General features: G+C 70.5%; 29 protein-coding genes and 1 rRNA gene. 19 read left to right on the top strand and 11 right to left on the bottom strand.

All coding sequences use genetic code 11. The annotated features are described in order from the left end of the window. Positions 1 to 1,185: an acetyl-CoA C-acyltransferase gene (locus BUE30_RS07625; RefSeq protein WP_073327919.1), complete on the bottom strand. Its 1,185-nt coding sequence runs from the start codon at positions 1,183 to 1,185 to the stop codon at positions 1 to 3. A 234-nt stretch (positions 1,186 to 1,419) separates the two neighbouring features. Here BUE30_RS07625 and BUE30_RS07620 point away from each other — a divergent pair, with 234 nt between their 5' ends. Continuing rightward, the gene (locus tag BUE30_RS07620; protein WP_073327916.1) at positions 1,420 to 2,991 is read left to right on the top strand and encodes a gamma-glutamyltransferase family protein; all 1,572 of its coding nucleotides are present in this window, start codon (positions 1,420 to 1,422) and stop codon (positions 2,989 to 2,991) included. Positions 2,992 to 2,998: 7 nt separating this feature from the next. Here BUE30_RS07620 and hspQ read toward each other — a convergent pair whose 3' ends face one another. Beyond that, positions 2,999 to 3,325, bottom strand: coding sequence for a heat shock protein HspQ (gene hspQ, locus BUE30_RS07615; protein WP_073330131.1), 327 nt, complete (start codon positions 3,323 to 3,325; stop codon positions 2,999 to 3,001). Positions 3,326 to 3,589: 264 nt separating this feature from the next. Between hspQ and BUE30_RS07610 the strand changes: the two genes are divergently transcribed. Both BUE30_RS07610 and BUE30_RS07605 read left to right on the top strand, forming a co-directional pair. Beyond that, a complete protein-coding gene (locus BUE30_RS07610; RefSeq protein ID WP_073327913.1) occupies positions 3,590 to 4,177 on the top strand; it encodes a transglycosylase SLT domain-containing protein in 588 nt (195 codons plus the stop codon). Between the two features lie 155 nt (positions 4,178 to 4,332). After that, positions 4,333 to 4,725 carry a hypothetical protein gene (locus BUE30_RS07605; protein ID WP_083601258.1) on the top strand — a complete coding sequence of 131 codons (393 nt, stop codon included), beginning with the start codon at positions 4,333 to 4,335 and terminating at the stop codon, positions 4,723 to 4,725. 4 nt (positions 4,726 to 4,729) lie between these two features. Here BUE30_RS07605 and BUE30_RS07600 read toward each other — a convergent pair whose 3' ends face one another. Further along, positions 4,730 to 5,341: a LolA family protein gene (locus BUE30_RS07600; protein WP_073327910.1), complete on the bottom strand. Its 612-nt coding sequence runs from the start codon at positions 5,339 to 5,341 to the stop codon at positions 4,730 to 4,732. A 253-nt stretch (positions 5,342 to 5,594) separates the two neighbouring features. Here BUE30_RS07600 and dps point away from each other — a divergent pair, with 253 nt between their 5' ends. After that, a complete protein-coding gene (dps, locus tag BUE30_RS07595) occupies positions 5,595 to 6,074 on the top strand; it encodes a DNA starvation/stationary phase protection protein Dps (protein ID WP_073327907.1) in 480 nt (159 codons plus the stop codon). A 49-nt stretch (positions 6,075 to 6,123) separates the two neighbouring features. On the opposite strand, the gene BUE30_RS07590 is transcribed toward dps, so the two are convergent. Together BUE30_RS07590 and BUE30_RS07585 are read right to left on the bottom strand one after the other, a co-directional pair. After that, positions 6,124 to 6,621 (bottom strand): GNAT family N-acetyltransferase, encoded by a 498-nt coding sequence (locus BUE30_RS07590; RefSeq protein WP_073327904.1) that lies wholly within the window; start codon positions 6,619 to 6,621, stop codon positions 6,124 to 6,126. Between the two features lie 4 nt (positions 6,622 to 6,625). Then, positions 6,626 to 8,581: a cation:proton antiporter domain-containing protein gene (locus tag BUE30_RS07585; protein ID WP_073327902.1), complete on the bottom strand. Its 1,956-nt coding sequence runs from the start codon at positions 8,579 to 8,581 to the stop codon at positions 6,626 to 6,628. Positions 8,582 to 8,760: 179 nt separating this feature from the next. On the opposite strand from BUE30_RS07585, the gene BUE30_RS07580 reads away from it, so the two are divergent. Genes BUE30_RS07580 through BUE30_RS07565 form a run of 4 tightly spaced genes read left to right on the top strand, consistent with a single transcriptional unit; the run spans position 8,761 to position 12,752 of the window. Further along, positions 8,761 to 9,984 (top strand): ABC transporter substrate-binding protein, encoded by a 1,224-nt coding sequence (locus BUE30_RS07580; RefSeq protein WP_073327899.1) that lies wholly within the window; start codon positions 8,761 to 8,763, stop codon positions 9,982 to 9,984. Positions 9,985 to 10,033: 49 nt separating this feature from the next. Continuing rightward, entirely contained in the window at positions 10,034 to 10,933 is a 900-nt protein-coding gene (locus BUE30_RS07575) for an ABC transporter permease (protein ID WP_073330120.1), read from the top strand. Continuing rightward, positions 10,930 to 11,742, top strand: coding sequence for an ABC transporter permease (locus BUE30_RS07570; RefSeq protein ID WP_244526303.1), 813 nt, complete (start codon positions 10,930 to 10,932; stop codon positions 11,740 to 11,742). The genes BUE30_RS07575 and BUE30_RS07570 overlap by 4 nt, the downstream gene beginning before the upstream one ends. After that, positions 11,739 to 12,752: an ABC transporter ATP-binding protein gene (locus BUE30_RS07565; protein ID WP_073327897.1), complete on the top strand. Its 1,014-nt coding sequence runs from the start codon at positions 11,739 to 11,741 to the stop codon at positions 12,750 to 12,752. The genes BUE30_RS07570 and BUE30_RS07565 overlap by 4 nt, the downstream gene beginning before the upstream one ends. Positions 12,753 to 12,871: 119 nt before the next feature. Here the strand turns inward: BUE30_RS07565 and BUE30_RS07560 are convergent, their stop codons facing one another. Next, positions 12,872 to 13,525 (bottom strand): ribonuclease T2 family protein, encoded by a 654-nt coding sequence (locus tag BUE30_RS07560; protein WP_073327894.1) that lies wholly within the window; start codon positions 13,523 to 13,525, stop codon positions 12,872 to 12,874. A 134-nt stretch (positions 13,526 to 13,659) separates the two neighbouring features. Here BUE30_RS07560 and BUE30_RS07555 point away from each other — a divergent pair, with 134 nt between their 5' ends. Beyond that, positions 13,660 to 14,442, top strand: coding sequence for a DUF1013 domain-containing protein (locus tag BUE30_RS07555; RefSeq protein ID WP_073327892.1), 783 nt, complete (start codon positions 13,660 to 13,662; stop codon positions 14,440 to 14,442). Between the two features lie 74 nt (positions 14,443 to 14,516). On the opposite strand, the gene BUE30_RS07550 is transcribed toward BUE30_RS07555, so the two are convergent. From BUE30_RS07550 to BUE30_RS07535, 4 genes are all read right to left on the bottom strand, one after another. Further along, complete coding sequence (locus BUE30_RS07550; RefSeq protein WP_073327889.1) at positions 14,517 to 14,873, bottom strand: hypothetical protein; 357 nt, start codon at positions 14,871 to 14,873, stop codon at positions 14,517 to 14,519. Positions 14,874 to 14,976: 103 nt separating this feature from the next. After that, positions 14,977 to 16,413 (bottom strand): DUF2252 domain-containing protein, encoded by a 1,437-nt coding sequence (locus BUE30_RS07545; RefSeq protein WP_083601254.1) that lies wholly within the window; start codon positions 16,411 to 16,413, stop codon positions 14,977 to 14,979. 55 nt (positions 16,414 to 16,468) lie between these two features. Beyond that, entirely contained in the window at positions 16,469 to 17,062 is a 594-nt protein-coding gene (gene recR, locus BUE30_RS07540; RefSeq protein WP_073327886.1) for a recombination mediator RecR, read from the bottom strand. A gap of 13 nt (positions 17,063 to 17,075) precedes the next feature. Next, positions 17,076 to 17,420 carry a YbaB/EbfC family nucleoid-associated protein gene (locus BUE30_RS07535; protein WP_073327883.1) on the bottom strand — a complete coding sequence of 115 codons (345 nt, stop codon included), beginning with the start codon at positions 17,418 to 17,420 and terminating at the stop codon, positions 17,076 to 17,078. A 151-nt stretch (positions 17,421 to 17,571) separates the two neighbouring features. Here BUE30_RS07535 and gndA point away from each other — a divergent pair, with 151 nt between their 5' ends. From gndA to BUE30_RS07485, 10 genes are all read left to right on the top strand, one after another. After that, a complete protein-coding gene (gene gndA, locus BUE30_RS07530; protein WP_073327880.1) occupies positions 17,572 to 18,975 on the top strand; it encodes an NADP-dependent phosphogluconate dehydrogenase in 1,404 nt (467 codons plus the stop codon). Between the two features lie 84 nt (positions 18,976 to 19,059). Continuing rightward, positions 19,060 to 19,347 (top strand): hypothetical protein, encoded by a 288-nt coding sequence (locus tag BUE30_RS07525; RefSeq protein ID WP_139300514.1) that lies wholly within the window; start codon positions 19,060 to 19,062, stop codon positions 19,345 to 19,347. Beyond that, positions 19,344 to 19,715, top strand: coding sequence for a response regulator (locus BUE30_RS07520; RefSeq protein WP_073327874.1), 372 nt, complete (start codon positions 19,344 to 19,346; stop codon positions 19,713 to 19,715). The genes BUE30_RS07525 and BUE30_RS07520 overlap by 4 nt, the downstream gene beginning before the upstream one ends. 3 nt (positions 19,716 to 19,718) lie before the next feature. After that, a complete protein-coding gene (locus BUE30_RS07515) occupies positions 19,719 to 21,896 on the top strand; it encodes a chemotaxis protein CheA (RefSeq protein WP_073327873.1) in 2,178 nt (725 codons plus the stop codon). Continuing rightward, positions 21,871 to 22,338 (top strand): chemotaxis protein CheW, encoded by a 468-nt coding sequence (locus BUE30_RS07510; RefSeq protein ID WP_073327872.1) that lies wholly within the window; start codon positions 21,871 to 21,873, stop codon positions 22,336 to 22,338. Before BUE30_RS07515 ends, BUE30_RS07510 begins: the two co-directional genes overlap by 26 nt. Further along, the gene (locus BUE30_RS07505) at positions 22,335 to 23,186 is read left to right on the top strand and encodes a CheR family methyltransferase (protein ID WP_073327869.1); all 852 of its coding nucleotides are present in this window, start codon (positions 22,335 to 22,337) and stop codon (positions 23,184 to 23,186) included. The genes BUE30_RS07510 and BUE30_RS07505 overlap by 4 nt, the downstream gene beginning before the upstream one ends. Positions 23,187 to 23,198: 12 nt before the next feature. Then, positions 23,199 to 23,585 carry a response regulator gene (locus BUE30_RS07500; protein WP_073327866.1) on the top strand — a complete coding sequence of 129 codons (387 nt, stop codon included), beginning with the start codon at positions 23,199 to 23,201 and terminating at the stop codon, positions 23,583 to 23,585. Positions 23,586 to 23,590: 5 nt separating this feature from the next. Then, positions 23,591 to 23,938, top strand: a complete 348-nt coding sequence (locus BUE30_RS07495; protein WP_073327864.1) for a hypothetical protein — start codon at positions 23,591 to 23,593, stop codon at positions 23,936 to 23,938. 2 nt (positions 23,939 to 23,940) lie between these two features. Then, a complete protein-coding gene (locus tag BUE30_RS07490) occupies positions 23,941 to 24,966 on the top strand; it encodes a chemotaxis protein CheB (protein WP_083601252.1) in 1,026 nt (341 codons plus the stop codon). Between the two features lie 4 nt (positions 24,967 to 24,970). Further along, positions 24,971 to 25,483, top strand: a complete 513-nt coding sequence (locus BUE30_RS07485) for a chemotaxis protein CheD (protein ID WP_073327861.1) — start codon at positions 24,971 to 24,973, stop codon at positions 25,481 to 25,483. Positions 25,484 to 25,553: 70 nt separating this feature from the next. On the opposite strand, the gene rrf is transcribed toward BUE30_RS07485, so the two are convergent. Continuing rightward, positions 25,554 to 25,633: ribosomal RNA gene (gene rrf / locus BUE30_RS18250) — 5S ribosomal RNA — on the bottom strand; the annotation flags it as partial.

Below are 25,633 nucleotides of genomic sequence, written 5' to 3'. Positions count from 1 at the left end.
TCAGTCCCTCTCGATGGCGATGGCGGTCGCCTCGCCCCCGCCGATGCAGATTGCCGCCACGCCGCGTTTCAGGTCCCGCGCCTCGAGCGCGTGCAGCAGCGTCACCACGATCCGCGCGCCCGAGGCGCCGATCGGATGGCCCAGCGCGCAGGCCCCGCCATTCACGTTCAATTTCCCGCGCGGCACGCCGGTCTCTTCCATGAAGGCCATGGGCACGACGGCGAAGGCCTCGTTCACCTCCCACAGGTCGACCTCCCCGACCGACCATCCCAGCCGCCGCAGCAGCTTCTGCGCCGCCGGGACCGGCGCGGTGGTGAACCAGCCGGGCGCCTGCGCGTGGGAGGCATGGCCCGCGATCCGCGCGCGGACCGGCAAATTACGCGCCTTGGCCACCTGTTCGGCCGCGATCACCAGCGCCGCCGCCCCGTCCGAGATCGACGAGGTGTTGGCGGCCGTGACCGTGCCGCCCTCGCGGAAGGCGGGCTTCAGCAGCGGTATCCGGTCGGCGCGGGCGAGGCCCGGCTGCTCGTCGACCGAGACGACCTTCTCCCCCTTCCGTCCCGGCACGGTGACGGGCGCGATCTCGGCCGCGAAGGCCCCGCCCTGCGCCGCCAGCGCTCGCTCGAGCGAGCCCAGCGCGTAATCGTCCTGCGCCTGCCGCGTGAACCCGTAGCGCGCGGCGCAGTCCTCGGCGAAGGTGCCCATCAGGCGGCCCCGGTCGTAAGCGTCCTCCAGCCCGTCGAGGAACATGGAATCGACGACCTGCCCGTGACCCAGGCGGGCCCCGCCGCGCATCTTCGGCAGCAGGTAGGGGGCGTTCGTCATGCTCTCCATCCCGCCCGCGACCATCAGCCCGGCATGGCCCAGGGCCACCTGGTCGAAGGCCATCATCGCCGCCTTCATCCCCGAGCCGCACATCTTGTTCAGCGTCGTGGCGGGCAGCTCGGCCCCCAGGCCGGCGGCGAACCCCGCCTGCCGGGCAGGGGCCTGGCCCTGCCCCGCGGGCAGGACGCAGCCCATCAGCAGCTCGTCCACTCCGGTGAGGGCGGCCCCGTCCGGCCCGGCTCCGGCGAGGGCGGCGCGAATCGCGGCGCCCCCGAGCTCCGGCGCGGCGAGGGCGGCCAGCGCCCCCTGCAGCCCGCCCATCGGCGTGCGCGCCGCGCCGCAGATCGCCACTGTTCGCATGTCGTGCCCTTTCCGGGTTCGTGCCGCCGCGTTCGTTTCGCATTGCGCGACGCTGCCCCCAAAGGGCCGCGTTCGTTTCACTCTCCCGCCCCCCCGTCCGGCGATCAAGTCCCGGTAGCTGCATGGCTTCCCCCGGCGTCGCGCGATTTCAGCCCCCACCCATGCGCGGCGCCGGGGACTTCCCCTTCCCCCCATCGCCGGCCTAGTGTCCCGCCGATCTCGAGGGAGGATCCCATGCGCGATTTCCACCTGCCAGGCCGGTCCACAATTCATGCCGTGAACGGGATGTGCGCCACGTCGCACCCCATCGCCGCCCGCGTGGCGGTCTCGGTGATGGAGGCTGGCGGAAACGCCGTCGACGCCGCCATCGCGGGCGCCGCGACCCTGTCCATCTGCGAACCCCCGATGTGCGGGCTGGGCGGCGACATGTTCGCCCTCGTCGCCGAGCCGGGGCAGGACGTGGTGGCGCTGAACGGGTCGGGCCGCGCGCCCGACGGGTTCGATGCCGGGCGCCTGCGGGCCGAGGGACACGCGACGATCCCGCTGGACGGGGCCCATGCGGTCACGATGCCGGGCGCGGTGGACGGTTTCTGCGCACTGGCCGAGCGCTACGGCAGCTGGGGCCTGGACCGGATCCTCGCGCCCGCGATCCGCTACGCGGAGGAGGGCGTGCCGGTCGCTCCCCGCACCGCCTTCGACTGGGCGATGGATGCCCACCGCCTGTCCGGCGCGGCGCGGCGGCACTGGCTGGCGAACGACGCGGCCCCCGCCGCCGGAACGCTGTTCCGGGCGCCCGGCATCGCCGAGGTGCTGCGCCGGATCGCGACCGACGGACGCGCCGGCTTCTACGAGGGCGAGGTCGCCGCCGACATGGCCGCCACTCTCGCCGCTCTGGGCGGCAGCCATGTCGAGGAGGATTTCGCCGCCGTCGCCCATGACTGGGCCACCCCGATCTCGACCGGCTGGGGCGGGATGGAGGTGCTGGAGCATCCGCCGAACGGCCAGGGCGCGACCGCGCTGCTGCTGCTCGAGATCCTGAAACAGCTGGGGATCGAGGGTCTCGATCCCCTCGGCGCCGAGCGGGCCCATCTGGAGGCGGAGGCCTCGAAGCTCGCCTACGAGGCGCGCGACCGCTACGTCTCGGACCCCGATCACGGCGGGGTGGAGCGGATGCTGGACCCCGCCCTGGCCGAGCGCCTTGCCGGGCTGATCGATCCCGAGCGGGCCCGGCCCGCGACCCGGCCCGAGGTCGGCGCCGCGCACAAGGACACCGTCTATCTCTGCACGGTCGACAGCGCGGGGCGGGCGGTGTCGCTGATCTACTCGGTCTTCCACGGCTTCGGCGCGGGGATCGCCTCCGAGAAGTTCGGGATCATGTTCCAGAACCGCGGGGCGGGCTTCACCCTGGCCGAGGGGCATCCGAACGAGGGCGCCCCGGGCAAGCGGCCGCTGCACACGATCATTCCCGGCATGCTGCGCCGGGATGGGCGTGTGCTCGGCCCGTTCGGGGTGATGGGCGGCGCCTACCAGCCCTGCGGTCATGCGAGGTTCGTCGCCAATCTGGAGACCTACGGCATGGACGTTCAGGAGGCGATCGACGCGCCCCGCTGCTTCGCCGGGCCGCAGGGCCTGGCCGTGGAACGCGGCTACCGACCCGAGGTGCGGGACCGGCTGGCGGCGATGGGCCACGAGGTCCACACGCCGGAGACGCCGATCGGGGGGGCGCAGGCGATCCTGATCGGGGCGGACGGGGGACTGACGGGCGGCTCCGATCCCCGCAAGGACGGTTGCGCGTTGGGGTTCTGAGGGGCGCTCAGTTCAGCTGCAGCTGGAGCGGATAGGTCCCGTCCTCCATCGGACCGAAGAGGTCCGGCAGGTCGGGATGCTCCACCGGCTCGCCGGAATAGTCGGCGATCAGGTTCTGCTCGCTGACATAGGCGACGTAGTAGCTCTGATCGTTCTCGGCGAGCAGGTGGTAGAAGGGCTGGTCCTTGGCGGGCCGCGCCTCTTCGGGGATGGCGGCGTACCATTCCTCGGTATTGCTGAACCGGGCGTCGACGTCGAAGACGACGCCCCGGAACGGATGCCGCCGGTGCCGGACGACCTGTCCGAGATGGTATTTCGCTCGGGTCTTGATCATCGTCACCATCCTTCGTTCCCCTTGATAGAAGCGCGGCCGGCCTCCTGTCCACAGGGCCGCCGCCCGCGGGGCGCGAAACAAATCGTTGATGCCGCCGCATCCCCGCCATCCCTGTGCCGCAGAATGGCCGCAGGTTCCGGCGGAGCCCCGCCGCCCCCGGGACTGGCTGTTTCATCACCGGGCCGAACCGGTTAGGCTCTTTCGCAAAGCGTCGCAAAGGCGCGAACCCGTCGCAAAGACGAAACGCTGACGAGCGAGAGGCAGATGAGCAGACTCCTTCGCGTCGCGGCCCTGTTGTTGTTCGTGGCCTCCTGTGGGGGGTCGCGGGACATCGAGGCGCCGCGCGATCTCGACAATGCGTGCTCGATCCTGGATCAGCGCCCGCATTTCCACCGCGCCTTCCAGACCGCGGAACGCAACTGGGGCGTGCCGACGGCCGTCCTGATGGCCATGATCTACCAGGAATCGAAGTTCATCGGGAATGCGCGCACCCCCTTCCAGTGGGTGCTGGGCGTGATCCCGGTCGGACGGCAGAGCAGCGCCTACGGCTATTCCCAGGCCCTCGACGGGACGTGGGAGGAATACCAGCAGCAGCATGGCGGCCGCGGGGCCGAGCGCGACGACATCGACGACGCGACCGATTTCATGGGCTGGTACATGAATGCCACGCAGCGCGAGCTGGGGATTCCCCTCAACGACACGCGCAACCAGTACCTCGCCTATCACGAAGGGCGCGGCGGCTACCGGCGCGGGACCTATCGCAGCAAGGCCTGGCTGATGCGCGTCGCGGGCGAGCTCGAGGCGCGGGCCCTGCTGTACCACACGCAGCTCAGCCGCTGCGGCCGGGTCTGACCGGGCCGCTGCCCGCCGTCCTGATCGGCGGGCCGTCCCATGTCGGCAAGTCCACCCTCGCCGCACGGCTCGTCGCGGCGCGGGGCTGGCGGCTGGTCGCGACCGATGCGCTCGGCCGGCATCCCGGCCGGGTCCATCCCGGCCTGCCGGAGCCTGTGGCGCAGTTCTACGACCGGATGGACGACGCGGCGATCTGGTGGTTCAGCCAGGTCCACCACGCCAACCTGCGTCCGCTGGTCGAGGCGGCACTCGTCCCCGGGACGGTGATCGAGGGATCGGCCCTGCGCCCGGACCTTCTCGCGCAGGCCGCCGCCCGCGGCGCCGAGACAGTCCTGCTGACGGCGCCGGAGGCGCTGCTTGCCGCCCGGATCCGCGCCGGGGCGGCGGACCTTCCGGAGAGATGGCGGGTGCGGGCGGAAACCTTCCTGCGCCGCACCCTGCGCGACCGCCGGGAGGCCCTCGACGCCGCCGCCCGGCACGGCATCGTCCCCGTCGACGTCACCGACGGGGGCGCGATGGCCGCGCTGCAGGCGCGGCTCGGGCTCTGACCGGTCAGAAGCCGCGGTTGCCCATCTCGTTGCGGATGTTGAACAGGACGTCGCCGATCGACCCGCCGCTGCGCAGGTCGTTGAGGATCACCGTGGTCTGCTGCCCGGTCTCGTCGGTGACGATCCATTGCCGCAGCTCGACCGGATCGGCAGTGTAGACCATCTGGATGTTGCCGTATTCCGGGTGGTCGGGATCCTGCGCGGTGATCGTCGTGGTCGTGCCGTCCGAGGTATGGCCCGTCACCATCCGCGCCCGCGTCAGGTCCACGTTCGGGGCGAGGATGATCGAGAGCGGCGTCTGGTTCAGCGGGTAGCGCTCGGGCGGCTGGTTCGACCGGCCGTCGAAGACCGCGACCTGCCCGCCGCCCGCCATGACGAGGCTCTCGTCCGGTGCGTTGTATTCGAACCGCACACGGTTCGGCCGCTTGATGTAGATCGTCCCGGTCGAGATCGTCCCGTCCGGGTTGATCTGGGTGAAGCCGCCGGTCGCGGTCTGCAGCTGGTTGAGGTAGTTCGACACCGCGCCGAGCGAGAGCTGCTGGGCGAGCGCCGGCGCGGCGGTCAGGCCGACCAGCGGCAGCGCGAGGGCGGCGGAGAGGAGGGTACGGCGGCGCATGGGCTGTTGTCCTTCGTCTGATCTCGCGGCGAAGCGCCCACAGGGCAATCCGCCGGTCCGGGGTCATATGGGGGCACATGCGGCCCATGTCCCGCGTTAAGCGATATCACGCCGGTCGCGTTCCGATAACGATGGCGCCATGGGAGCGGGCGCGGCGCGGGAACCGCCGGCCGCAGGTTCCCGTTGCCAGTGCGACCGCACCGGATTCCCCGTCCGGGGCGGGATCGCATTCGGAACTGCAGGAGGCACCACCATGCCCGAGAATTTCGCCGGCGGCCTGTCCGCCCAGACCCGCACCAAGGTCTGCGAGCTGCTGAACGAGCGTCTCGCCGACCAGATCGCCCTCACCCTCGCCGTCAAGCAGGCGCACTGGACCCTCAAGGGACCGGGCTTCATCGGCGTGCACGAGCTGCTGGACGAGGTCGCGGATCGCCTGCGCGACGGGGCCGACCTGATGGCCGAACGCGTGACGATCCTCGGCGGCTTCCCCCACGGCACCGCCGAGGCCGTCGCCGAGAAGTCGACCCTCGCCGCCTACCCGACCGAGGAAGAGGACATCGCGGTCCACGTCAAGAAGCTGACCGAGCTGTTCAAGGATCAGGGCGAGAAGGTCCGCAAGGCGCTCGAGGCCGCCGGCGATGCCGGCGACGACGATACCGAGGACCTGTTCACCGAAGTGAGCCGTCAGCTCGACAAGGACGCCTGGTTCATCGGCGCCAACGCCAAGCCGTAGGGCCGGACGGAGTCGCGACGGGAAAGGGGCGCCGAAAGGGCGCCCTTTCTCATGCGCCCCCTTCCCGTATGTCCGGGGCGGCTTCCGCCCCTGCGGGGCCGGAGGGGATGACGAAAACGTCCAGCCCCTCGACGTCCCGCTCCAGCCGCGCGAAGCCGCGGGCGAGGTAGAAGGCCGCCTTGTCCGGCGTCGCGCAGAGATGGCAGGTCGGAAAGCCGGCCCGCGCGGCCTGTTCCCGCGCGGCCCCTATCAGCCGCCCGGCAAGGCCCTGTCGCCGATGGGCGGGATCCACCCAGAGGGCGGCGATCCAGGGCGTCAGGCCCGGCCGGGCGGCGAGGTCGTCCTCGATCAGCAGGACGGAGCCGCGATACGCCCCGCCCTCATGCGCGACGAGGGCGGCGGGGTAGTCCCGCGATGCGATCATCGGGTCCAGCAGCGCACGGTAGCCGGCGAGCGAGAGGCCGCTCTCGCTCCACCAGGCGCGCCAGCCGCGATCCGCGACCGCGTCCGCGAAGTCCGGCCGCACGGAGAGGGGCGAGATCCTCATTCCCTCAGCCCAGCTGACGCTGCTCGCGCAGGTCGTCCGAGGCGGTCTCCTCGGCCAGCACGTCCTCGGGATCGGCGCCTTTCAGGTCGCGCTCGATCTGGGTCATGTTCTCGCGCACCTTGGCGACGTAGGGCGCGTTCCGCTCGGAGGGGATGTTCGGGTCGTAGAGGCTGGCAAGCTCCACCATCGAGCGCCGGTCGCTCGCCTCGAAGGCCCGCGCCATGAGCGTCGCGCGCCGGTGATCGTGGCCCAGCGCCTCGAAGGCCGAACGCCCCGCGCGGATCGAGCTGTCATAGGTCTCGCGCACGATGTCGCGGCAGCCGGCGGCCCACAGCTCGTAGGTGTGGTGCCGGTTGCGGGCGCGGGCGATGACATGCACCTCCGGATGGTGCTTTCCCATGTATTCGACGACGCGCATCGTGCTGTCGGGATTGTCTAGCGCCACCACGACGAGGCGCGCCTCGCCGACCCGCGCAGCCTCGAGGATGTCGGGCCGGGTCGCGTCGCCGAACCAGACCGGCACGCCGAAGGTGCGCAGCATGTCGAGCTGCGAGGCGCTGTAATCGACCACCGTCGTCTTGTAGCCGTTCAGCCGCAGCATCCGGTTGACGATCCCGCCGAAGCGCCCGTGGCCGAGGATCACGATGCTCTCGGGATCCTCGATCCGGTCGGGGGCGCGCCGGCTTCGCGCCGCGAGGCGGGGCGCCAGCACCCGCTCGTAGAGGATGAACAGGCCGGGCGTCGCCAGCATCGACAGCGCCACGACGAGGAGCAGCCGGTCGGCCAGCGCCCCCGGCAGAACCGCGTTCGCCACCGCGAAGGAGATCAGGACGAAGCCGAACTCCCCCGCCTGGGCGAGACCGAGCGAGAACAGGGCCCGGTCCCCGTCGCGCAGGCCGAACAGCGTTGCGATGACGAAGAGCCAGACCGCCTTCAGCGCCATCAGGCCCAGCGTCAGGCCCAGGATCGAGAGCCACCCCTCGGCCAGCAGGGCGAAGTCGATCCCCGCGCCCACCGTCATGAAGAACAGGCCCAGCAGCAGCCCCCGGAACGGGTCGATGTCGGCCTCCAGTTCGTGCTTGTAGGGCGAGGTGGCCAGCACGACCCCGGCGAGGAACGTGCCCAGCGCGGGCGACAGGCCGACGAGGCTCATCAGCAGGGCGATCCCGACGACGAGGCCCAGTGCCGCCGCGATGAAGAGCTCGCGCATCTGGGCCCTGGCCACGTGGCGGAAGAGCGGCTCGGTCAGGTAGTAGCCCCCCGCGCCGACCGCCGCGACGGCGCCGAGCGTGACCAGCGCCGCGCCCCAGCCCGGCAGCCCCTCGACGAGGCTCATGCCCGGGCCGTGATCGCCCGCCGCCTCGGCCGGCATGGCCCCCGCCGCGATCCCCGCCTCGGGCGAGACGGTGCCGTGCTGCACCGCCTCGGCCGCGCCGTGCATCAGCTCGGGCATGGCGAGCAGCGGCAGGAGCGCCAGCATCGGGATCACCGCGATGTCCTGCGTCAGCAGGACCGAGAAGGTGGATTGCCCGCCATCGGATTTCAGCAGCCCCTTCTCGGTCAGGGTCTGCAGCACGATCGCGGTCGAGGAGAGGGCGAGGATCAGCCCCGCCGCGAGGGCGAGGCTCCAGCCCAGGCCAAGCGCGGTTCCGGCGGCCATCACCAGCGCCGCCGTGCCCGCCACCTGCAGCCCGCCGAGGCCGAGCAGCTGCATCCGCATGCCCCACAGCCGCTTCGGCTCCAGCTCGAGCCCGACGAGGAACAGCATCATCACGACGCCGAACTCGGCGAAATGCTGGATCTGGACCACGTCCACGTTCAGCGCCGCGAGGAGCGGCGACAGAACGATCCCCGCCAGCAGGAAGCCCAGCACCGAGCCGAGGCCGAGCCGCGTCGCGAGCGGCACGGCGATCAGCCCCGCGACGAGGAAGAGGAAGGCGAGCAGCAGCGTTGTCGTCATGGCGGGCCCCCGGCATCTCGCGGTCGCGGTCGCGGTCGCGGTCGCGGCGAGCCTAGCCTGCCGCGCCGGCGCGGCAAAGCGGTCGGCGGCATGCGGAATGTCGTCACCGTGACTGGCGCGGGCGCCGCCGCGCCTTAAGGTGGGGCCCGTACCGTGCCCCAACCCGGAAGTGACACCCGATGACGTACCGCCCCCTCCTCGCCGCGATGCTGGCCGCCCCGATCCTCGCCCCGGCATTCGCGATCGGCGCCGCAGCGCAGGACGCGCCGACCGACTGGGACAGCGTCGTCGAGGAAGCGCGCGGCGGCGAGGTGAACTTCTTCCTCTGGGGCGGGGCGGACAACATCAACGCCTATGTCTCGGACTACGTGGGCGGGCTGCTCGAGGAGGAGTACGGCATCACCCTCAACGCCGTGCCGCTGACCGATACGGCCGACGCGGTGAACCTCGTCCTGTCCGAGCGCGAGGCCGGCGTGACCGAGGGCGGCGCGGTCGATCTCGTCTGGATCAACGGCGAGAACTTCCGCACGATGAAGCAGGGCGATCTCGTCTGGTGCGGCTGGACGGACGTGCTGCCGAACGACGATCTGATCGACTGGGAGAACCCCGCCATCGCCAACGATTTCGGCGTGCCGGTCGAGGGCTGCGAGGCGCCGTGGTCCACCGCGCAGTTCGCCTTCGGCTACGACAGCGCCCGGACCGAGGAGCCGCCCCGGTCGATCCCCGACCTCGTCGAATGGGTGAAGGCCAATCCCGGCCGCTTCACCTACCCCGCCCCGCCCGACTTCAACGGCTCCGCCTTCGTGCGGCACGTGTTCTACCACGCCGCGGGCGGGGTCGACGGGCTGATCGGGCCGTTCGACCAGGCAACCTACGACGCGGCCGCCGAAGAGGCCTGGGACATCCTGAACGAGATGGAGCCCCATCTCTGGCGCGAGGGCGCGACCTACCCGACCTCGATCACGCAGCTGCAGCAGATGTTCGCGAACCGCGAGGTCGACCTGATCTTCGACTACAACCCCTCGCAGTTCGGCGTCTTCGTCGAGGACGGCACCTTTCCCGAGACCACACGCAGCTACGGCCTCGATGACGGCACGATCGGCAACACGAATTACCTCGCCATTCCCGCCAACGCCGCCAACCGTGCCGCCGCGATGGTGGCGGTGAACGTGATGCTGTCGGGCGAGACGCAGCTGGAGAAGGCCCGCCCCGGGGTCTGGGGCGCCCCGCCGGCGATCGACGTCTCGCGCCTGCCGCAGGACCTGCAGGACGGCTTCGGGGCGCTGCCGCAGCATCCCTCGGTCGTGCCCGCGGCCGAGCTGGCCGAGACCGCCCTGCCCGAGCTGCAGGGGGAATGGGTCTCGGCCATCGATGCGGGCTGGCAGGAGAATGTGGGCCGGTGAATCGCGCCGGCCGGACCGGGCGCCCTGCGGCGGGGTCCGGCCGGAATCCATGCGATCCCTCCGATGGAGGGGCCGGATCATCCCGGCCGCGCCGGTGAGGACGGTTCCGACATGGGTGCTGCTGACGCCCGCCCTGGTCGTCGTGCTCGGCCTGTTCGGGGGCGGGCTGGCGCTCGGGGCGCTGCGCAGTCTCGACGCCGACCCGCTGCCGGGGCAGATGGCCTGGTCGCTCGCCGCCTGGGGCCGGGTGCTGGGCGACGGCGGGACCTGGGCCTCGTTCGGGCTGTCGCTCTGGATCGCGGGGGCGTCCACCCTGCTGTCGGTGCTGTTCGGCGTCGCTGTCGCGCTCATGCTGCGCGGCGCGTTCCGCGGCCGGGCCTTGGCGAGCTGGCTGGTCCAGCTCAACCTCGCCGTGCCGCATCTCGTCGGCGCGGTCGGCATCCTCTACCTGCTGTCGCAATCGGGCGTGCTGGCGCGGATCGCCTTCGCCGCGGGGGCGATCGAGGGGCCGGCGGATTTCCCGGCGCTGATCTGGGATCCCTGGGCGGCGGGGATCGTCCTGCAATACGTCTGGAAGGAGGTGCCCTTCCTGGCCCTCGTGACGCTCGCCGCACTGCAGGGAATCGGCCGGGACTACGAGGCCGCGGCGCGGTCGCTCGGCGCCGGGCCGGCCCGCGCCTTCGCCCATGTCACCTGGCCCCAGATCCGGCCGGCGGTGACGGGCGGGGCGGTGATCGTCTTCGCCTTCGCCTTCGGCGCCTACGAGATCCCGGCCCTGCTCGGCGCCTCGTATCCGAAGGCGATGCCGGTCCTGGCATGGGAGCGGTTCACCGACCCCGACCTCGCCCGCCGGCCGGAGGCGATGGCCCTGGCCCTGCTGATCGCGGCGCTCTGCGGGGCGCTCGTCCTCGCGGGGGCGCGGGGGCTGCGCCTCGGGGGCGTCCGGTGAGGGGGGCGGCGGCGCTGGCCCTCGGCCTGCTCCTGGTGGCCCCGCTGGTCCCGCTCGCGGTCTGGTCGGTCGCGCGCGGCTGGTTCTTTCCCGACCTGCTGCCCGCCCGCCTGACATGGGAGGCGTGGTCCGCCGCGCTGTCCCCGCGCAGCGGCGTGCCGCAGGCGCTGGCCCTCTCGGCGGGGATCGCGGCGGCCTCGGCCCTGCTGGCGGTCCTGGTCGGGCTGCCGGCGGCGCGGGCGCTGGGGATGCGGCGGTTCCGCGGCAGCGGCGCCGTCCGGCTGGCGCTGCTCGCCCCGGTCATCGTGCCCGGCATCGCCATCGTCCTCGGCCTGCACGGCCTCTTCCTGCGGCTCGGCCTCGCCAATACCGTGCCCGGCGTGATCCTCGTCCACCTGATTCCCACCCTGCCCTACGCGGTCCTCGCCATGGCCGGTACCTTCGCCGGGCTCGACCCCGATCTCGAGGCGCAGGCCCGGTCGCTCGGGGCCCGCCCCGCCGCGGTGCTGCGCCACGTCACGCTGCCCGCCATCCTGCCCGGGATCGTTGCGGGCGGCCTCTTCGCCTTCCTCGTCAGCTGGGCGCAATACGCCCTGACGCTGGTGATCGGCGGCGGCAAGGTGGTCACGCTGCCGCTGCTGCTCTTCTCCTACGCCACCTCCGGGCGGAACGACCTGACGGGGGCGATCGGCATCCTCTACCTCGCGCCCGGCGCGCTGGCGCTCGTCGTCTCGGCCCGGCTGCTGACGGGGCGGGGCGCGGGCCTCGCCACGATGCATGCCACGATGCGCGCCAAAGTGCGCGCGTGACCGGGCTGCGGCTCGAGGGGCTGACGGCCCGCTACGGCGACCACGCGGCGGTCGCGGGGCTCGATCTCGCGGTGGCCCCGGGCGAGCGGCTGGCCCTGCTCGGCCCGTCCGGTTGTGGCAAGACGACGACGCTGCGGATGATCGCCGGCCTGCTCGCCCCCGCCGCGGGACGGGTGCTGATGGACGGGGCCGACGTGACCCGGCATCCGCCCGAGCGGCGCCAGGCCGTGCTCGTCTTCCAGTCCGGAATGCTCTTTCCCTCGATGAGCGTGGAGCAGAACGTCGCCTTCGGCCTGCGGATGCGCGGCGTGCCCCGCGCCGCGCGGCGGGACCGGGCACGCGCCATGCTGGCCCGGGTCCGGCTGGACGGGCTGGCCGACAGGCGCCCCGCCGATCTCTCGGGCGGGCAGGCGCAGCGCGTCGCCCTGGCCCGCGCGCTGGTGCTGGAGCCGCGCCTCCTGCTGCTGGACGAACCGCTCTCCAGCCTCGATGCCGGGCTGCGCGACGAGATGCGCGAGCTGGTCCTCGCCCTCCAGCGGGAAAGCGGGGTGACCACGATCATGGTCACCCACGACCAGGCCGAGGCGGTGGCCATGGCCGACCGGATCGCCCTGATGCTGGACGGGCGGCTGCGCCAGGTCGGCCCGCCGGAGGCGCTGTGGCACCGGCCGGCGGACGCGCAGGTCGCCCGGTTCTTCGGCGGGGTGAACTTCTGGCCGGGGCGCGGCGACGGCACCCGCTTCGATTGCGCGCTCGGCCCGGTCCCCTGCGCGGCGGAGGGGCCGGGCCTGCTCACGATCCGCCCCGAGGCCGTGCGCCTCGACGCGGCCGGGCCGGGCGCGCTCCCCGCGCGCGAGACCGGGCGCCGCTTCCTCGGCGCGGTGACGCGGCTGCGGCTGGTGGTCGGCGCGGACGGGGGCGAGGTGATCGCGGACAGCCCCGCCCCGCCTGAAACGATCACGCAGGTCACCCTGCCGCGCGCGGCGCTGCATCTCCTCCCGCCGCCCTGATCTGCTTCGCCTCGGTCTCCTTCGCCCGGGCCTTCCTCGCCCCGTTCTCCTTCGCAGGGTCCGAAATACCGCGGGGGGTCAGGGGGGCGGCGCCCCCCTGCCTCCGCCGGCGGCGGCCGTCAGCGGACCGGCGGCAGCCGCGCATCCGTCAGGGCGCAGTCGCGGCGGACCCCGTCGCCGCAGGTCCGCAATTCGAGATCCCGCGTCAGGCAGATCCGCGCTTCCTGGATGTAGCCGTCCCGGCAGGTGATGGTGATCCCGTCCGCCTCCAGCCCGGGATCCTCCGCGAGGAAGGCCTCCTCCACGAGTCCGGCGGGAAGGGTCACCTCGCGCCCCAGGCGGCGCAGCAGCTCCGGCCGCGCGACCCGCTCGAAGGCCGCGCGCGCGGTCCCGAAGTAGTCCGCCGGGGCGAGGCCCGAGCAGCTGCCGTGCTTGGCCCACTGGTACCGGGCGAGGCCGGGCGTGCCCATGATGTCGGCCATCGCCTCCGCCATCGCCCGGCCCGGCGGCGGCTCCGCGGCTTCGCAGTCCTGAGGCCAGCCGCCGTCCTCGTATTGCGGCCAGAGCCCGTGCAGGATCCACCCGAACCCGGTCCCCCCGTCGCATTGCGCCGAGTCCCGCCCATCGCCCTCCAGCGCGCACCAGCTGGGCGACCACGAGAGCGACAGGACGTAGTAGTCGAACTCGCCGGCGCGGCCCTCCGCCCGGGCGGAGAGGGGCGACAGGACGGCGAGGGCCGACAGTGCTGCGAGCAGCGCGAGCGGGCGGACCATTCCAATTCCCTTCCCAAGGGGCCTCGTTTCCCCTATATCGCGCCGCGAGTTCCCCGACACCGCGAACTTGGCCCGCCAGACCCGGGCCGCCCGTCCCGGGCGTGAGGCAGCTATTGCGTGAAGGAGAGAGAGACATGGCCGACAAACCGCTGATGGCCAAGGCGACGGCCGTCTGGCTCGTCGACAACACCACGATCAGCTTCCGGCAGATCGCCGATTTCGTCGGCCTGCACGAACTCGAGGTGCAGGGCATCGCCGATGGCGACGTCGCCGCCGGGGTGAAGGGCTTCGATCCGATCGCGAACCAGCAGCTCGACCAGTCCGAGATCGACAGGGCCGAGAAGGATCCGAACCACAAGCTGAAGCTAAAGTTCAATCCCGCCTCGGTCGGCGAGGAGAAGCGCCGGGGCCCGCGCTACACGCCGCTGTCCAAGCGCAACGATCGCCCCGCGGCGATCCTGTGGCTGGTCAAGTTCCACCCCGAGCTGACCGACGGCCAGATCGGCAAGCTGGTGGGCACGACCAAGCCGACGATCCAGTCGATCCGCGAGCGCACGCACTGGAACATCTCGAACATCGAGCCGATCGACCCGGTCGCGCTGGGCTTCTGCAAGCAGACGGAGCTCGACGCCGCCGTCCAGGCCGCCGCCCGCAAGAGGGCGCGCGAGGGCGGGGTGATGACCGACGACGAGCGGCGCAAGCTGGTCTCGACCGAGCAGTCGCTGGGCATGGCGCCCGAGCCGCGGATGCCGACCGCGATCAGCGGGCTCGAGACCTTCACCCTGGGCGAGTCGGGCGAGGATCCGCGCGGGCCCGAGGTCGAGGACGAGGATGACGACATCCGCGATGTGCGCGACGCGGATTCGTTCTTCAACCTGCCCAAGGGCGAAGAGGACGAGGACGACGACGAGGATTGATCCCGGTCGGGACGGCGGGCGCGGCCGGTCAGGTCGCGCCCGCCGTCCCGTTCCGTCCCGCCCTGGGCGGCCGCTCAGGCGGCCTTCCGCTCCGCCAGGGACAGCAGGGCGCGCCGCACGTCGGCGAAGCCCGGCAGCTCGTCGATCGGATCGGTCCGGGCTGTCTCGTCCACCGTCGTGCCGCGGATCGCGAGGATCCGGCGATGCCGCTCGGCGTAGTCGGCGCGGGTCTCCCTGGCCCTGACGCGGCGCAGCAGACGGTTTCCCTCGACGACCTCGCCGATATAGGCGCCGTCGAAATCGATCACCGTTCCCAGATAGGCGATGAGGAGGCCGAGCGACGTGCCGTCGATGCCGTAGACGATGTCGTCGCGCACGATTGCGACCTTCGATCCGGACAGATCGTAGAGATCAACGGGCTTCTTTTTCATCCTTGGCAACCTTGCTTCGCGGCTGCCCCCAACCGAGGGTTGAACTAAGGTCGGGTTAACCAACTGAGAACCTGACATTAAGGGCAGGTCTCCCGCGCCGGGCCTAGCGGTAGACCATGTCGATCCGCCCGAAGGCCCCGTCGCGATGATCCTCGACGAAGGCCGCGTGGTCGCGCTCCAGCCGCTCGGCCGTCTCGCGCGCGAAACGGACCATGTCGCGCTCGAACAGGCGGCGCGGCCGGGCCGCGTGGCAGATCGAGGGTTCGATGTCGTAGTCCACATGGCCCAGATCGTCGGACCTGGCATGCGACTGGGCGAGGGCCGCGCCGCAGGTCCGCGCATAGGCCTTCCAGCCCTTCCTGCCGAGCGCGGCGAGGTCGATGTCGTCCCGGAACGGCGCGCGCTCGCGCGACATGAAGCTCTCGCCGTCGATCTCGACCGCCCCGTAGAAGATGTCGCCATGGGCCAGCTGGACCTTCTGGCCGTGGACGACCCGGTCCGCCTCCCGGCCGGCGTCGAACGCGCTCGGCGGGGTGAGCCCCTGCAGTGCCGAGGCGCGGGCCCGCTTGAACTCGATGATGATGTCGTCGCTCGCGTCCTTCGCCGGCCCCTCGACCAGCACGTAGTAGCGCGGCAGGCCGAGCGAGGCCGTCCCCTGACCGTGCCGGATGCAGACATCCTTCACCCTCAACGCCCCCGCGCGGTCCGGCACCTCGAACCCGTCCCGTCCCGCCAGCGCATCGACCGCCTTCTGGAACCGGGGGATCTCGCCCGAGACCGGCTGCAGCTCGTCATCGGGTCGGAAGCCGCGCCCGCCCGGCTCGAGGTAGTCGGACCAGAGCCAGTCGCGCCGCTCCCGCCACGCCGCGTCGAAGAGCCGGCGGATCACCTTCGGCGAATTGTGCATGCGGTAGCTGTCGTTCGTCTCGGTCCCGCTCTCGGCATAGCCCGCCATCGCGTCGAGATAACCGCGCACGAAGCGCTTCACGATCTTCGCCCGCCTCTTCGGCTCGAGGCCCCCCTTCTCCTGCGCCGCGATCCAGAAACCGGTCGCGCCACGCTTCAGGTCCCAGGTGAAGGGGGCGTAGAGCGTCTCGTCGAAATCGTTGACGCCGAAGATCGGCGTACCGTGCTCGTCCGGCATGATCCCGAAATTCGACGGATGGACGTCGCCGAGGGCAAGGACGGTGGGCATCCGGCCGTCCTGTCCCGCGATGTCGCGGTAGAACAGCAGCGCCGTCCCCCGGAAGAACGAGAAGAGGCTGCCCGCCAGCTTGTCGAACTTCACCTGCGCCGCCGGGATCCGGTCCTCGATCCGCCGGGCATGGTCCTCGCGCAGGGTGGAGCGGACATGCTCGCGTCTTGCCTGCCCGGTGAGGAAGGCGGGCGGGACGACGGTCCGCTCCTCCGCGATGGCGGCGGCCAGGCGCGCGAAGGCCTCCGTCCGTTTCTCGGCCTTGCGGACCGGTTTCAGCCGGGGCCCGCGCTCGGGGGACCGGTCCGGTCCGTCGTCGTCGTTCCCGCCCTCTTCCCGCGCCATGGCCGCGTCCCTCCGTCCGATCCCGGCGAACGCGGCGTCACCCGGCGGCGTTCCGTCAGAGGGCGCGCCGCGCCTTCAGCGCCGCGCCGATCGTCCCCTCGTCGAGATAGTCGAGCTCTCCGCCGACCGGCACGCCCTGCGCCAGCGAGGTCACCTCGACCCCGCCCAGCTGGTCGGCGATGTAATGGGCGGTCGTCTGGCCGTCGATCGTGGCGGCGAGGCCGAGGATCACCTCGCTCACCTCCTCGGTCCGGATCCGGTCGAGGAGCTTGGGGATCCGCAACTCGTCCGGCCCGACGGCATCGAGGGCCGAGAGCGTGCCGCCGAGCACGTGGTAGCGCCCCTTGTAGGCGCTCGCCCGTTCCATCGCCCAGAGGTCCGACACGTCCTCGACCACGCAGATCTGGCCGGTCGCGCGCGTCTCGTCGGCGCAGATCGCACAGAGATCGCCAGTCCCCACGTTCCCGCAATTGACGCAGTCGCGGACGGTGCGCCCGACCTCGGCCATCGCCTCGGCCAGCGGCACCATCAGCTGTCCGCGCTTCTTGACGAGGTGCAGCACCGCCCGCCGGGCCGAGCGGGGGCCGAGCCCGGGCAGCCGGGCCATCAGCTCGATCAGGGTCTCGAGATCGGCGGGCGGCCGGGTCATCGGGGCCGCGCCATCAGAAGGGCAGCTTCATGCCCGGCGGCAGGCCCAGCCCCTCGGTCATCTTGGCCATCTCGGCCTGCGCCTTCTCGCCCGCCTTCGACTGCGCGTCCTTGATCGCGGCGAGGATCAGGTCCTCGACGACCTCCTTCTCCTCGGCGGAGAAGATCGAGGGGTCGATGTCGAGGCCGGTCAGTTCGCCCTGCAGGGTGGCCGTCGCCTTGACCATGCCGGCGCCGGACTGGCCCTCGACCGTCATGCGGGCCATCTCCTCCTGCAGCTCGGCCATCTTGCCCTGCATCTCCTGCGCGGCCTTCATCATCTTGCCCATGTCGCCGAGGCCGCCCAATCCCTTGAACATCCGTTCTCTCCTGTCATTCGCGTTCCCTTGGAGATAAGGGCGCGGGGGCCGGGCCCGCAAGGCGTGGGCGGGTCGGGCCGCAGGCCTGGAACGGGTTGCCCGCACCGCCCCGCGCCTTACGATCAGCGGCGACAGAACAAGGGGGTCCCCCATGGCGGACGGCACTGCGGAAATCGGCCTGATCGGCCTCGGCACGATGGGCTCGGCCCTCGCGCTCAACATCGCCGAGAAGGGCTTCGACATCGCGGTCTGGAACCGCACGCCCGAGGTGACGCGCGACTTCGCGAAGGAAGCGGGCGAGCTGGCGCCGAGGGTCACCCCGACCGAGACGCTCGAGGAACTGGTCGCCGCCATCGCCGAACCGCGGGCGATCATCCTGATGGTCCCGGCCGGCGACCCGGTCGACCAGCAGATGGCGGCGCTGCGTCCCCTGCTCGGGCCCGACGACCTCATCATCGATGCCGGCAACGCCAATTTCCACGACACCAATCGCCGCGCGGCCGAGGATGGCGGCCCGTTCCTCGGCATCGGCGTCTCGGGCGGCGAGGAGGGGGCACGCCACGGCCCCGCCATCATGGGCGGCGGCGACCGGGCGAACTGGGACCGCGTCGCGCATATCCTGACCGCCATCTCGGCGAAGTACCAGGATCACCCCTGCGCCGCCTGGATGGGCGAGGAAGGGGCGGGCCATTTCGTCAAGGCCGTCCATAACGGCATCGAATATGCCGACATGCAGATGATCGCCGAGATCTACGGCATCCTGCGCGACGGCATGGGCATGGAGGCCGCCGAGATCGGCGACGTGTTCGAACGCTGGAACGACGGCCCGCTCGACAGCTACCTCGTCGAGATCTCGGCCAAGGTGGCCAAGGCGACCGACGCCGCCACCGGCCGGCCGCTCCTGAGCGTGATCGAGGACGCCGCCGGCCAGAAGGGCACCGGCCGCTGGACGGTGATCGAGGCGCAGCATCTCGGCGCGCCGATCCCGGCGATCGATTCGGCGGTCATGGCGCGCAACGTGTCGGCCCGGCGCGACCTGCGGGCCGAGGGCGAGCGGCTGTTCGGCCGCGGCCCCGAGACAATGCCCGACGCCCCCGCGCTCGAGACGCTGGAAAAGGCGCTGATCGCGGGCAAGATCATGTGCTACGCGCAGGGCTTCTCGATGATCGCCCGCGCCTCGGACCAGTTCGGCTGGGCCCTGCCCCTGCCCGAGATCGCCCGCGTCTGGCGCGCCGGCTGCATCATCCGGTCCGAGATGCTGAACGACATGGCCTCGGCCCTGACCGACGATCCCTCGCGGCTGCTGATCTTCGCCCCCGATTTCGCCGAGCGGGTGAAGGACACGCAGGAAAGCCTGCGCGAGACGGTCATCGCCGCGCAGCGCGCGGGAATCGCGGTACCGGCGCTGGGATCCGGCCTCGCCTGGTTCGACCTGATCCGCACCGCGCGCGGCACCGCCGACATGATCCAGGGCCAGCGCGACTTCTTCGGCCTGCACGGCTTCGTCCGCATGGATACGGGCGCGACCGACCAGCACGGCCCCTGGGCCGGCTGACCGACCGAAAAAGCCCGCCACTTCACCGATCCTTAAACTGTCCCGGGCCAAGAGGGGCCCGTGGACAACCCGGATCGGATGACGATGGCACAAGGCCCTGACCTGAGGCTCGAGCTCGGCGCCCCCGAGTGGCGGGACGACTTGAAGAAGATCGAGGGCGCGGTCCTCGCGGACAGCGCCCGCGGGATCGTGATCGACGCGGCGGGCCAGTCGCGGATCGGCACGCTCGCCGCGCAGCTGGTCGTCGCGATCCGCCGCCACGCGGCGGTCGAGAAGCGCGATTGCCGGATCGAGAACGTCAGCGACGACCTCCGCGCGGAGGTGGAGCGGATCGGCCTCGCCCGCGCGCTGTTCGAGGAGGTGACGCCGTGACGGTCGCGATCCTCGCCATCGACGATTCCCGCACCATCCGCGAGATGGTCAGCCGCACGCTGACCGGCGCCGGTTTCGACGTGACCACCGCCAATGACGGCGCCGAGGGGGTGGAGGCCTTCGCCACCCGCCGCTTCGACGCGGTCGTCACCGACATCAACATGCCCCGGCTCGACGGGTTCGGCGTGATCGAGGCGATCCGCGGCGGCGACACGAACCGGCGCGTGCCGATCCTCGTCCTCACGACGGAGAGCGGGCCTGCGCTGAAGGACCGCGCCAGGAAGGCCGGCGCGACCGGCTGGATCGTCAAGCCGTTCGAGGATCGCGCCTTCGTCGATGTGCTCAACCGCGTGACCGGGAGGGACTGAGTCATGTCCGAATCGCTGCGCGACATGTTCTTCGCCGAATGCGAGGACCTGCTCGACGCCCTGTCCGAAGGGCTGGCCCGGATGGGCGAGGGCACCCAGGACGGCGAGACGGTGAACGCCATCTTCCGCGCCGTGCACTCGATCAAGGGCGCGGCCGGCGCCTTCGGCCTCGAGGCCATCGTCGGCTTCGCCCACAGCTACGAGACGGTGCTGGACCGCGTCCGCTCGGGCGAACTGGAGCCCGATGCCGAGACGCTGCGCACGATCATCCGCTCCAGCGACGTGCTGTCGGACCTCGTCGACGCCGCCCGCAACGACCGCGACGACACGCCCGAGGCGATGGGCCCGCTGCTCGAGGCGCTGACCGCGCTCTCCGCCGCCAGTGCCCATGCCGCCCCTGCCCGCCCGGCGGGAGAGGCCGCCGTGTTCGAACCGATGGCCGCGATGCCCATCGCCATCCTCCCCATCGAGGGGCAGGAGGCCCGGTTCGCGATCGACTTCACCCCCGAGCGCAGTCTCTTCGACAACGGCCACGATCCCGCGCGTCTGCTCAAGGCGCTGGGGGCGCTCGGCCGGCTCGACCTGCTCTGCGACACCGCGGCGATTCCCGTCCTCGGCACGTTCGACCCCGAGGAACCGTTCCTGTCCTGGCGGATGGTGCTGGAAGGGGACATCGCCGAGGGCGAGATCCGCAACGTGTTCTCCTTCGTCGAGGGTCTCTGCAGGCTTTCCGTGATCCGTCTCGACGACGATGCCCCCGCCCCCTTCGACGTCTGCGCGGAGGCCCCCCGCATCGCCGCAGAGGAGGCGAAGCCGGATCCGGTCCCGGTTCCGCCGATGCCCGGCCCGGACGATCCCGGCGAGCCGGGGGCCACCGCCGCCCGGTCCACACCGTCCGCCTCCGCGCCCCCTCCCTCCGCCGCGCCCCCCGCCGGTGCGAACAGCGCCGCCCGGCCGACGCTGCGAGTGGATCCCGAACGCGTCGATCGCCTGATCAATACCGTGGGCGAGCTCATCATCAACCAGGCCGTCATCAGCCAGCGCCTCGCCGCGCTCGGCGCCGAGCCGAACTCCGAGATCATGGGCGATCTCGACGATTACCGGCACCTCGCCCGCGACATCCAGGAAGGCGTGATGGCGATCCGCGCCCAGCCCGTGAAACCGCTCTTCCAGCGGATGGGCCGCATCATACGGGAAGCGTCCGAGGCGCTCGGCAAGGACGTCGTCATGGTGACCGAGGGCGAGGGGACGGAGGTCGACAAGACCGTCGTGGAACGGCTCGCCGACCCGCTCACCCACATGGTCCGCAACGCGGTCGATCACGGGATCGAATCGATCGCCGACCGCCGCGCAGCCGGCAAGCCGGACCAGGGTACCGTGCGCCTGCTGGCCGCCCATCGCTCCGGCCACGTCCATATAGAGATCTCCGACGATGGCGGCGGTCTCCATCGCGAGCGCATCTTCCAGACGGCGGTGGACAAGGGGCTGATCCCCCCCGACGCAAAGCTGACGGAGAGCGAGATCGACAACCTGCTCTTCCTGCCAGGCTTTTCGACCGCGTCGAAGATCAGCAAGCTGTCGGGTCGCGGGGTCGGGATGGACGTGGTGAAGACCGCGATCACCTCGCTGGGCGGACGAGTGACGATCGCCAGCCGCCCGGGCGCGGGCTCCACCTTCTCGATTACCCTGCCGCTGACGCTGGCGGTGCTGGACGGCATGATCGTCACCGTGGCGGGGCAGACGATGGTGCTGCCGCTGCATTCGATCCTCGAGACGATCCGGCCCAATACCCGCGACGTCAGGCCTCTCGGCGCGGAGGGCCACGTCCTCTCAATTCGCGGCTCCTACGTCCCGATCATCAGCCTCGCCCATGTCCTCGGCCTCTCGGACGAACCGTTCGATCCGCAATCCTGCATCTTCGTTCTGATCCGGACCGAAGGGTCGTCGCCCGTCTCGCTTGCCGTGGACTCGATCTCGGACCAGCGCCAGGTCGTCATCAAGAGCCTCGAAGGGAATTACGGGACGATTCCCGGGATCTCCGCCGCCACGATCCTGGGCGACGGCAAGATCGCCCTGATCGTCGATACCGACACGGTCGTCGTCCTCGCCGCCCAGAATCCCTCGATCCAGATGTTCCGCAACAAGGATGAAAGCCATGAGCACCTCGCCGCGCTGGGATGAGAGCGAGATCATCGAGTTCGTCTCCCTCGTCGCCGGGGGACAGAGCTACTGCCTCGAGATCACGCAGATCCGCGAGATCCGCCGGTGGAGTTCGGTCACGCCGCTGCCCTATTCCGAACGCTCGGTCCTGGGCGTGATGAACCTGCGCGGCGCGGTGATCCCGATCATCGACCTGTCCGAGAAGCTGTCGCTCGGCCCCACCGACCCGACCGAACGGCATGTGATCATCGTCGTCGCCAACAAGGACAGGACGATTGGCCTGCTCGTCGATTCCGTCTCCGAGATCCTGACGGTCAAAGGCGAGGCGATCCGCGAGACCCCGAACGTGAAGGGCGAATCCTCGATCAAGGCCATCTCCGGGCTGCTCTCGATCGAGGAGGAGATGTCCCGCGTGATCGATCTGGGAGCCCTTCTGCCGGGCCATCAGGACGAGGCCGCATGAGAAGCGCCGCCCATATCGACGCACCCCGGACCGCCCCCGGCCAGATGACCGACGCGCAGTTCGCGACGATCTCGGCCGTGGCGCATTCCGAATACGGGCTGAACCTCGAAGAGTCGAAGAAATCGCTCATCCTCTCCCGCCTGTCCAAGCGACTGACGATCCTCGGGCTCGACGATTTCGGTGCCTATTGTCGTCTGATCGAAAGCGGGGATCCGACCGAGCGCGATCATTTCGTCAACGCGATCACCACCAACGTCACCCATTTCTTCCGCGAGCCGCACCATTTCGATCATCTGGCGGGCGAGGCGCTGCCCCGGCTTGTCGGTGAAGCGCGGGCCGGCAAGCGGGTGCGTCTGTGGTCAGCCGGATGCTCCACGGGGCAGGAGGCCTATTCCATCGCGGCGACGGTCACATCCATCCTCCCGGATGCCGGTCGCCACGACCTGCGAATCCTTGCGACCGATATCGACACCAACGTGCTGGCTACGGCCGAGACCGGCCGCTACGACGACGAGGTCGTGCGCGCTCTCGACACCGAGAAGCGGCGGCGGCTCTTCTCTCAGGACGGGGGGCCCGGCCACGGGATCCGGCGCGACCTGAAGAACCTCGTGACCTTCCGCCAACTCAACATCAACAAGCCCTGGCCGATGACCGGCCGGTTCGACGTGATCTTCTTCCGGAACGTGGCGATCTACTTCGATCGCGAGGTTCAGGAGAGGCTCTGGTCGCGCTTCGCCGATGTGCTCCGCCCCGGGGGCTTTCTCTATATCGGCCATTCGGAACGCGTGTCCGGGCCGGCGGCCGCCAGCCTGAAAAGCTGCGCTGTCACAACCTATTCCCGCATCTAGGAGCGATCGAAGATGTCTTTGAAGGACTCGCTGCGGATCATGGTGGTCGACGACATGTCGGTCAGCCGGGGTTTGCTGACCCAGGCGCTCGAGGAGATCGGGATCTGGAAGGTCGATGCCCAGAACAGCGGAGAGACGGCGCTCGGCAAGCTCGTGGCGAGCCCGGTCCACCTCGTGATCTCCGACTACAACATGCCGGGGATGGACGGCCTGCAATTGCTGCAGGCGCTTCGGTCGAACCGCTCCACCCAGCAGATCGGATTCATCCTGGTCACGGGCACGCCGACGCCCGAGATCATCGAGGCTGGACGCAGGATCGGGCTGAACAACCTCGTCAAGAAACCGTTCACCACCGCGGGCCTCAAGCAGTCGATCGAAGCCGTCGTAGGGCGGTTGTGACCGACATGCCTCTCGACAGGGTCGCCCTCGCCGACGTGCTTCTCTCCCTGAAGAAGAGTGTCGAGACCGTGCGACACGACCTTCTTGCGCGGGAAGGCGTGATCCTCGAAGGCTTCATCCGGACCGAGATGGATCCTGCCCTGCTCCGCGAGTTGCAGAGCGCGGACATCCTCACGCAGATCCTCGACGATATCGCCCGCATCCTCGGTGCCTGCGCGGGCGACCTGCCGAAGGATGGCCCGTCGATCGGGGCGGATATCCTCCTCTGTTCGATCCGCCTCGAGAAGGTCCGGGCCGCCATGTTGGGAGAACATCTTCACGTGCCGGCATCCGCCGGTGTCGAGCTGTTCTGACCGTGGCCGCCTCCGCCTCCAGGCCCGCCGAACGCCCTTCCGTCCTGGTCGCCGATCGCAGCCTTTCGGCACGCGAGGCGATCCAGTCCCGTATCGAGGCGGAGACATCGATCGACGTCATCGCGACGGCCCGTGATCTGACGGCCGCCTATCACCTGTCAGAGCATCTCAGACCCGCTGCCGCGATCGTCTCTGCCGACCTCGCGGCGCAGCCGGAATTCGAGGTGCTCGCCCTCCTGTTCCGCGGCCTCGGGACCAGGTGGATCCTGACCGGCCATGACGGGACCGCTTTTACCATGCCGGCCTTTCCCGCCAGCGACACGCGGCAGACCACCGACCTGATAGAATGGGTGGCGCGCCTCGGCGCGCCGCATGCGATGCCCATCCACCGAACCGAACGGAAGGGGCGCCTCGACACCCCCCCTACCAGCGACCGTTCCGAAACGGACGAGCTCATCTTGATCGGGGCGAGCACCGGGGGAGTCGACGCACTTCTGACGGTGCTGGGGCAGTTTCCGCGCGACTGCCCGCCGACCCTCGTCGTTCAGCATACCGGCAAGGCCTTCAGTGCCGGTCTCGCCAGACTCCTGAACGCCAACGTCGCCCCCCTCGTCGAGGAGGCGTCCGACGGCGTGCCCCTCCGCCGGGGGGCGGTCCTGATCGCACCAGGCTGCGAACGGCATCTGACGATCGCACGGGAACCGGGCCGGGTCGCCCGGCTGGCAGACGGTCTTGCCGTTCACGGCCATCGTCCGTCCATCGACATCCTGTTCCGGTCGGCGGTTCCCGTCGGGCCGCGGGTGACCGCGGCCCTTCTCACCGGGATGGGGCGGGACGGTGCGGAGGGTTTGCTGCACCTGCGGCGGGCCGGGGCCCGGACAATCGGACAGGACGAGGCGACGAGCGTGGTCTACGGCATGCCGCGAGTCGCCTGGGAAATCGGTGCCGTCGAATATCAGCTCCCCTTGGCGGCGATCGGCCCCGCCCTCGTCCGGGGCGGCACAATCACTTCAACGACACGGAGATAGGGCGATGGCGAACGTCGAGACGGTCATCCAGGGCCAGTTCAAGATCTCGGCCGATGCGGACACGATCCTGTCCACCGTCCTTGGCTCCTGCGTTTCCGTCTGCCTGTTCGACGACGTCCGCGGCCTTGGGGGGATGAACCATTACCTCCTGCCGGATGTCCGCGAGGGTGCGACAAATGCGACGGACATGAAATACGGCGCCCTGTCGATGGAGCTGTTGATCAATGCGATGCTGCGGCAGGGGGCCCTCCGGCGGGACATGCGCGCGAAACTGTTCGGAGGCGCGCGCATCACCAGGGCCTTCGACGATATTGGGGGCCGAAATGCGGATTTCGCACGCAGCTACATGCAGCGGGAGGACATTCAGGTCGTCGCCGAAAGCTTGGGCGGAACGCAGCCGCGCAGGGTGCATTTCTGGCCGGTCGGCGGCCGAGCACGACTGCTGCTGGTCGACTCGAAGGTCGTCGAAACGCCGCCGAAGCCCGTGCACCCCAAGGCCGACATAACCCTGTTCTGAACGGGGAGAATGATCAAGCTAGGGGGAGGGTTCACATCGTCCGAGAGAATCGTGATCCTATCCTTTTTAGGTCTGGCGGTGACTTACTCTCCCACGACTTGAGCCGCAGTACCATCAGCGCTTCGGGTCTTAACTTCCGAGTTCGGGATG

This window comes from Wenxinia saemankumensis, from assembly GCF_900141735.1.
Classification (GTDB): Bacteria; Pseudomonadota; Alphaproteobacteria; order Rhodobacterales; family Rhodobacteraceae; genus Wenxinia; species Wenxinia saemankumensis.
This window is presented reverse-complemented; position numbering and strand designations above follow the sequence as displayed.

What these genes read in the sequence shown, in the direction of transcription:
- BUE30_RS07625 (WP_073327919.1), bottom strand. Translation starts at nt 1,185, where the DNA reads ATGCGAACAGTGGCGATCTGCGGCGCGGCGCGCACGCCGATGGGCGGG.
- BUE30_RS07620 (WP_073327916.1), top strand. Translation starts at nt 1,420, where the DNA reads ATGCGCGATTTCCACCTGCCAGGCCGGTCCACAATTCATGCCGTGAAC.
- hspQ (WP_073330131.1), bottom strand. Translation starts at nt 3,325, where the DNA reads ATGATCAAGACCCGAGCGAAATACCATCTCGGACAGGTCGTCCGGCAC.
- BUE30_RS07610 (WP_073327913.1), top strand. Translation starts at nt 3,590, where the DNA reads ATGAGCAGACTCCTTCGCGTCGCGGCCCTGTTGTTGTTCGTGGCCTCC.
- BUE30_RS07600 (WP_073327910.1), bottom strand. Translation starts at nt 5,341, where the DNA reads ATGCGCCGCCGTACCCTCCTCTCCGCCGCCCTCGCGCTGCCGCTGGTC.
- dps (WP_073327907.1), top strand. Translation starts at nt 5,595, where the DNA reads ATGCCCGAGAATTTCGCCGGCGGCCTGTCCGCCCAGACCCGCACCAAG.
- BUE30_RS07590 (WP_073327904.1), bottom strand. Translation starts at nt 6,621, where the DNA reads ATGAGGATCTCGCCCCTCTCCGTGCGGCCGGACTTCGCGGACGCGGTC.
- BUE30_RS07585 (WP_073327902.1), bottom strand. Translation starts at nt 8,581, where the DNA reads ATGACGACAACGCTGCTGCTCGCCTTCCTCTTCCTCGTCGCGGGGCTG.
- BUE30_RS07580 (WP_073327899.1), top strand. Translation starts at nt 8,761, where the DNA reads ATGACGTACCGCCCCCTCCTCGCCGCGATGCTGGCCGCCCCGATCCTC.
- BUE30_RS07575 (WP_073330120.1), top strand. Translation starts at nt 10,034, where the DNA reads ATGCGATCCCTCCGATGGAGGGGCCGGATCATCCCGGCCGCGCCGGTG.
- BUE30_RS07560 (WP_073327894.1), bottom strand. Translation starts at nt 13,525, where the DNA reads ATGGTCCGCCCGCTCGCGCTGCTCGCAGCACTGTCGGCCCTCGCCGTC.
- BUE30_RS07555 (WP_073327892.1), top strand. Translation starts at nt 13,660, where the DNA reads ATGGCCGACAAACCGCTGATGGCCAAGGCGACGGCCGTCTGGCTCGTC.
- BUE30_RS07550 (WP_073327889.1), bottom strand. Translation starts at nt 14,873, where the DNA reads ATGAAAAAGAAGCCCGTTGATCTCTACGATCTGTCCGGATCGAAGGTC.
- BUE30_RS07545 (WP_083601254.1), bottom strand. Translation starts at nt 16,413, where the DNA reads ATGGCGCGGGAAGAGGGCGGGAACGACGACGACGGACCGGACCGGTCC.
- recR (WP_073327886.1), bottom strand. Translation starts at nt 17,062, where the DNA reads ATGACCCGGCCGCCCGCCGATCTCGAGACCCTGATCGAGCTGATGGCC.
- BUE30_RS07535 (WP_073327883.1), bottom strand. Translation starts at nt 17,420, where the DNA reads ATGTTCAAGGGATTGGGCGGCCTCGGCGACATGGGCAAGATGATGAAG.
- gndA (WP_073327880.1), top strand. Translation starts at nt 17,572, where the DNA reads ATGGCGGACGGCACTGCGGAAATCGGCCTGATCGGCCTCGGCACGATG.
- BUE30_RS07525 (WP_139300514.1), top strand. Translation starts at nt 19,060, where the DNA reads ATGGCACAAGGCCCTGACCTGAGGCTCGAGCTCGGCGCCCCCGAGTGG.
- BUE30_RS07515 (WP_073327873.1), top strand. Translation starts at nt 19,719, where the DNA reads ATGTCCGAATCGCTGCGCGACATGTTCTTCGCCGAATGCGAGGACCTG.
- BUE30_RS07510 (WP_073327872.1), top strand. Translation starts at nt 21,871, where the DNA reads ATGAGCACCTCGCCGCGCTGGGATGAGAGCGAGATCATCGAGTTCGTC.
- BUE30_RS07505 (WP_073327869.1), top strand. Translation starts at nt 22,335, where the DNA reads ATGAGAAGCGCCGCCCATATCGACGCACCCCGGACCGCCCCCGGCCAG.
- BUE30_RS07500 (WP_073327866.1), top strand. Translation starts at nt 23,199, where the DNA reads ATGTCTTTGAAGGACTCGCTGCGGATCATGGTGGTCGACGACATGTCG.
- BUE30_RS07495 (WP_073327864.1), top strand. Translation starts at nt 23,591, where the DNA reads ATGCCTCTCGACAGGGTCGCCCTCGCCGACGTGCTTCTCTCCCTGAAG.
- BUE30_RS07485 (WP_073327861.1), top strand. Translation starts at nt 24,971, where the DNA reads ATGGCGAACGTCGAGACGGTCATCCAGGGCCAGTTCAAGATCTCGGCC.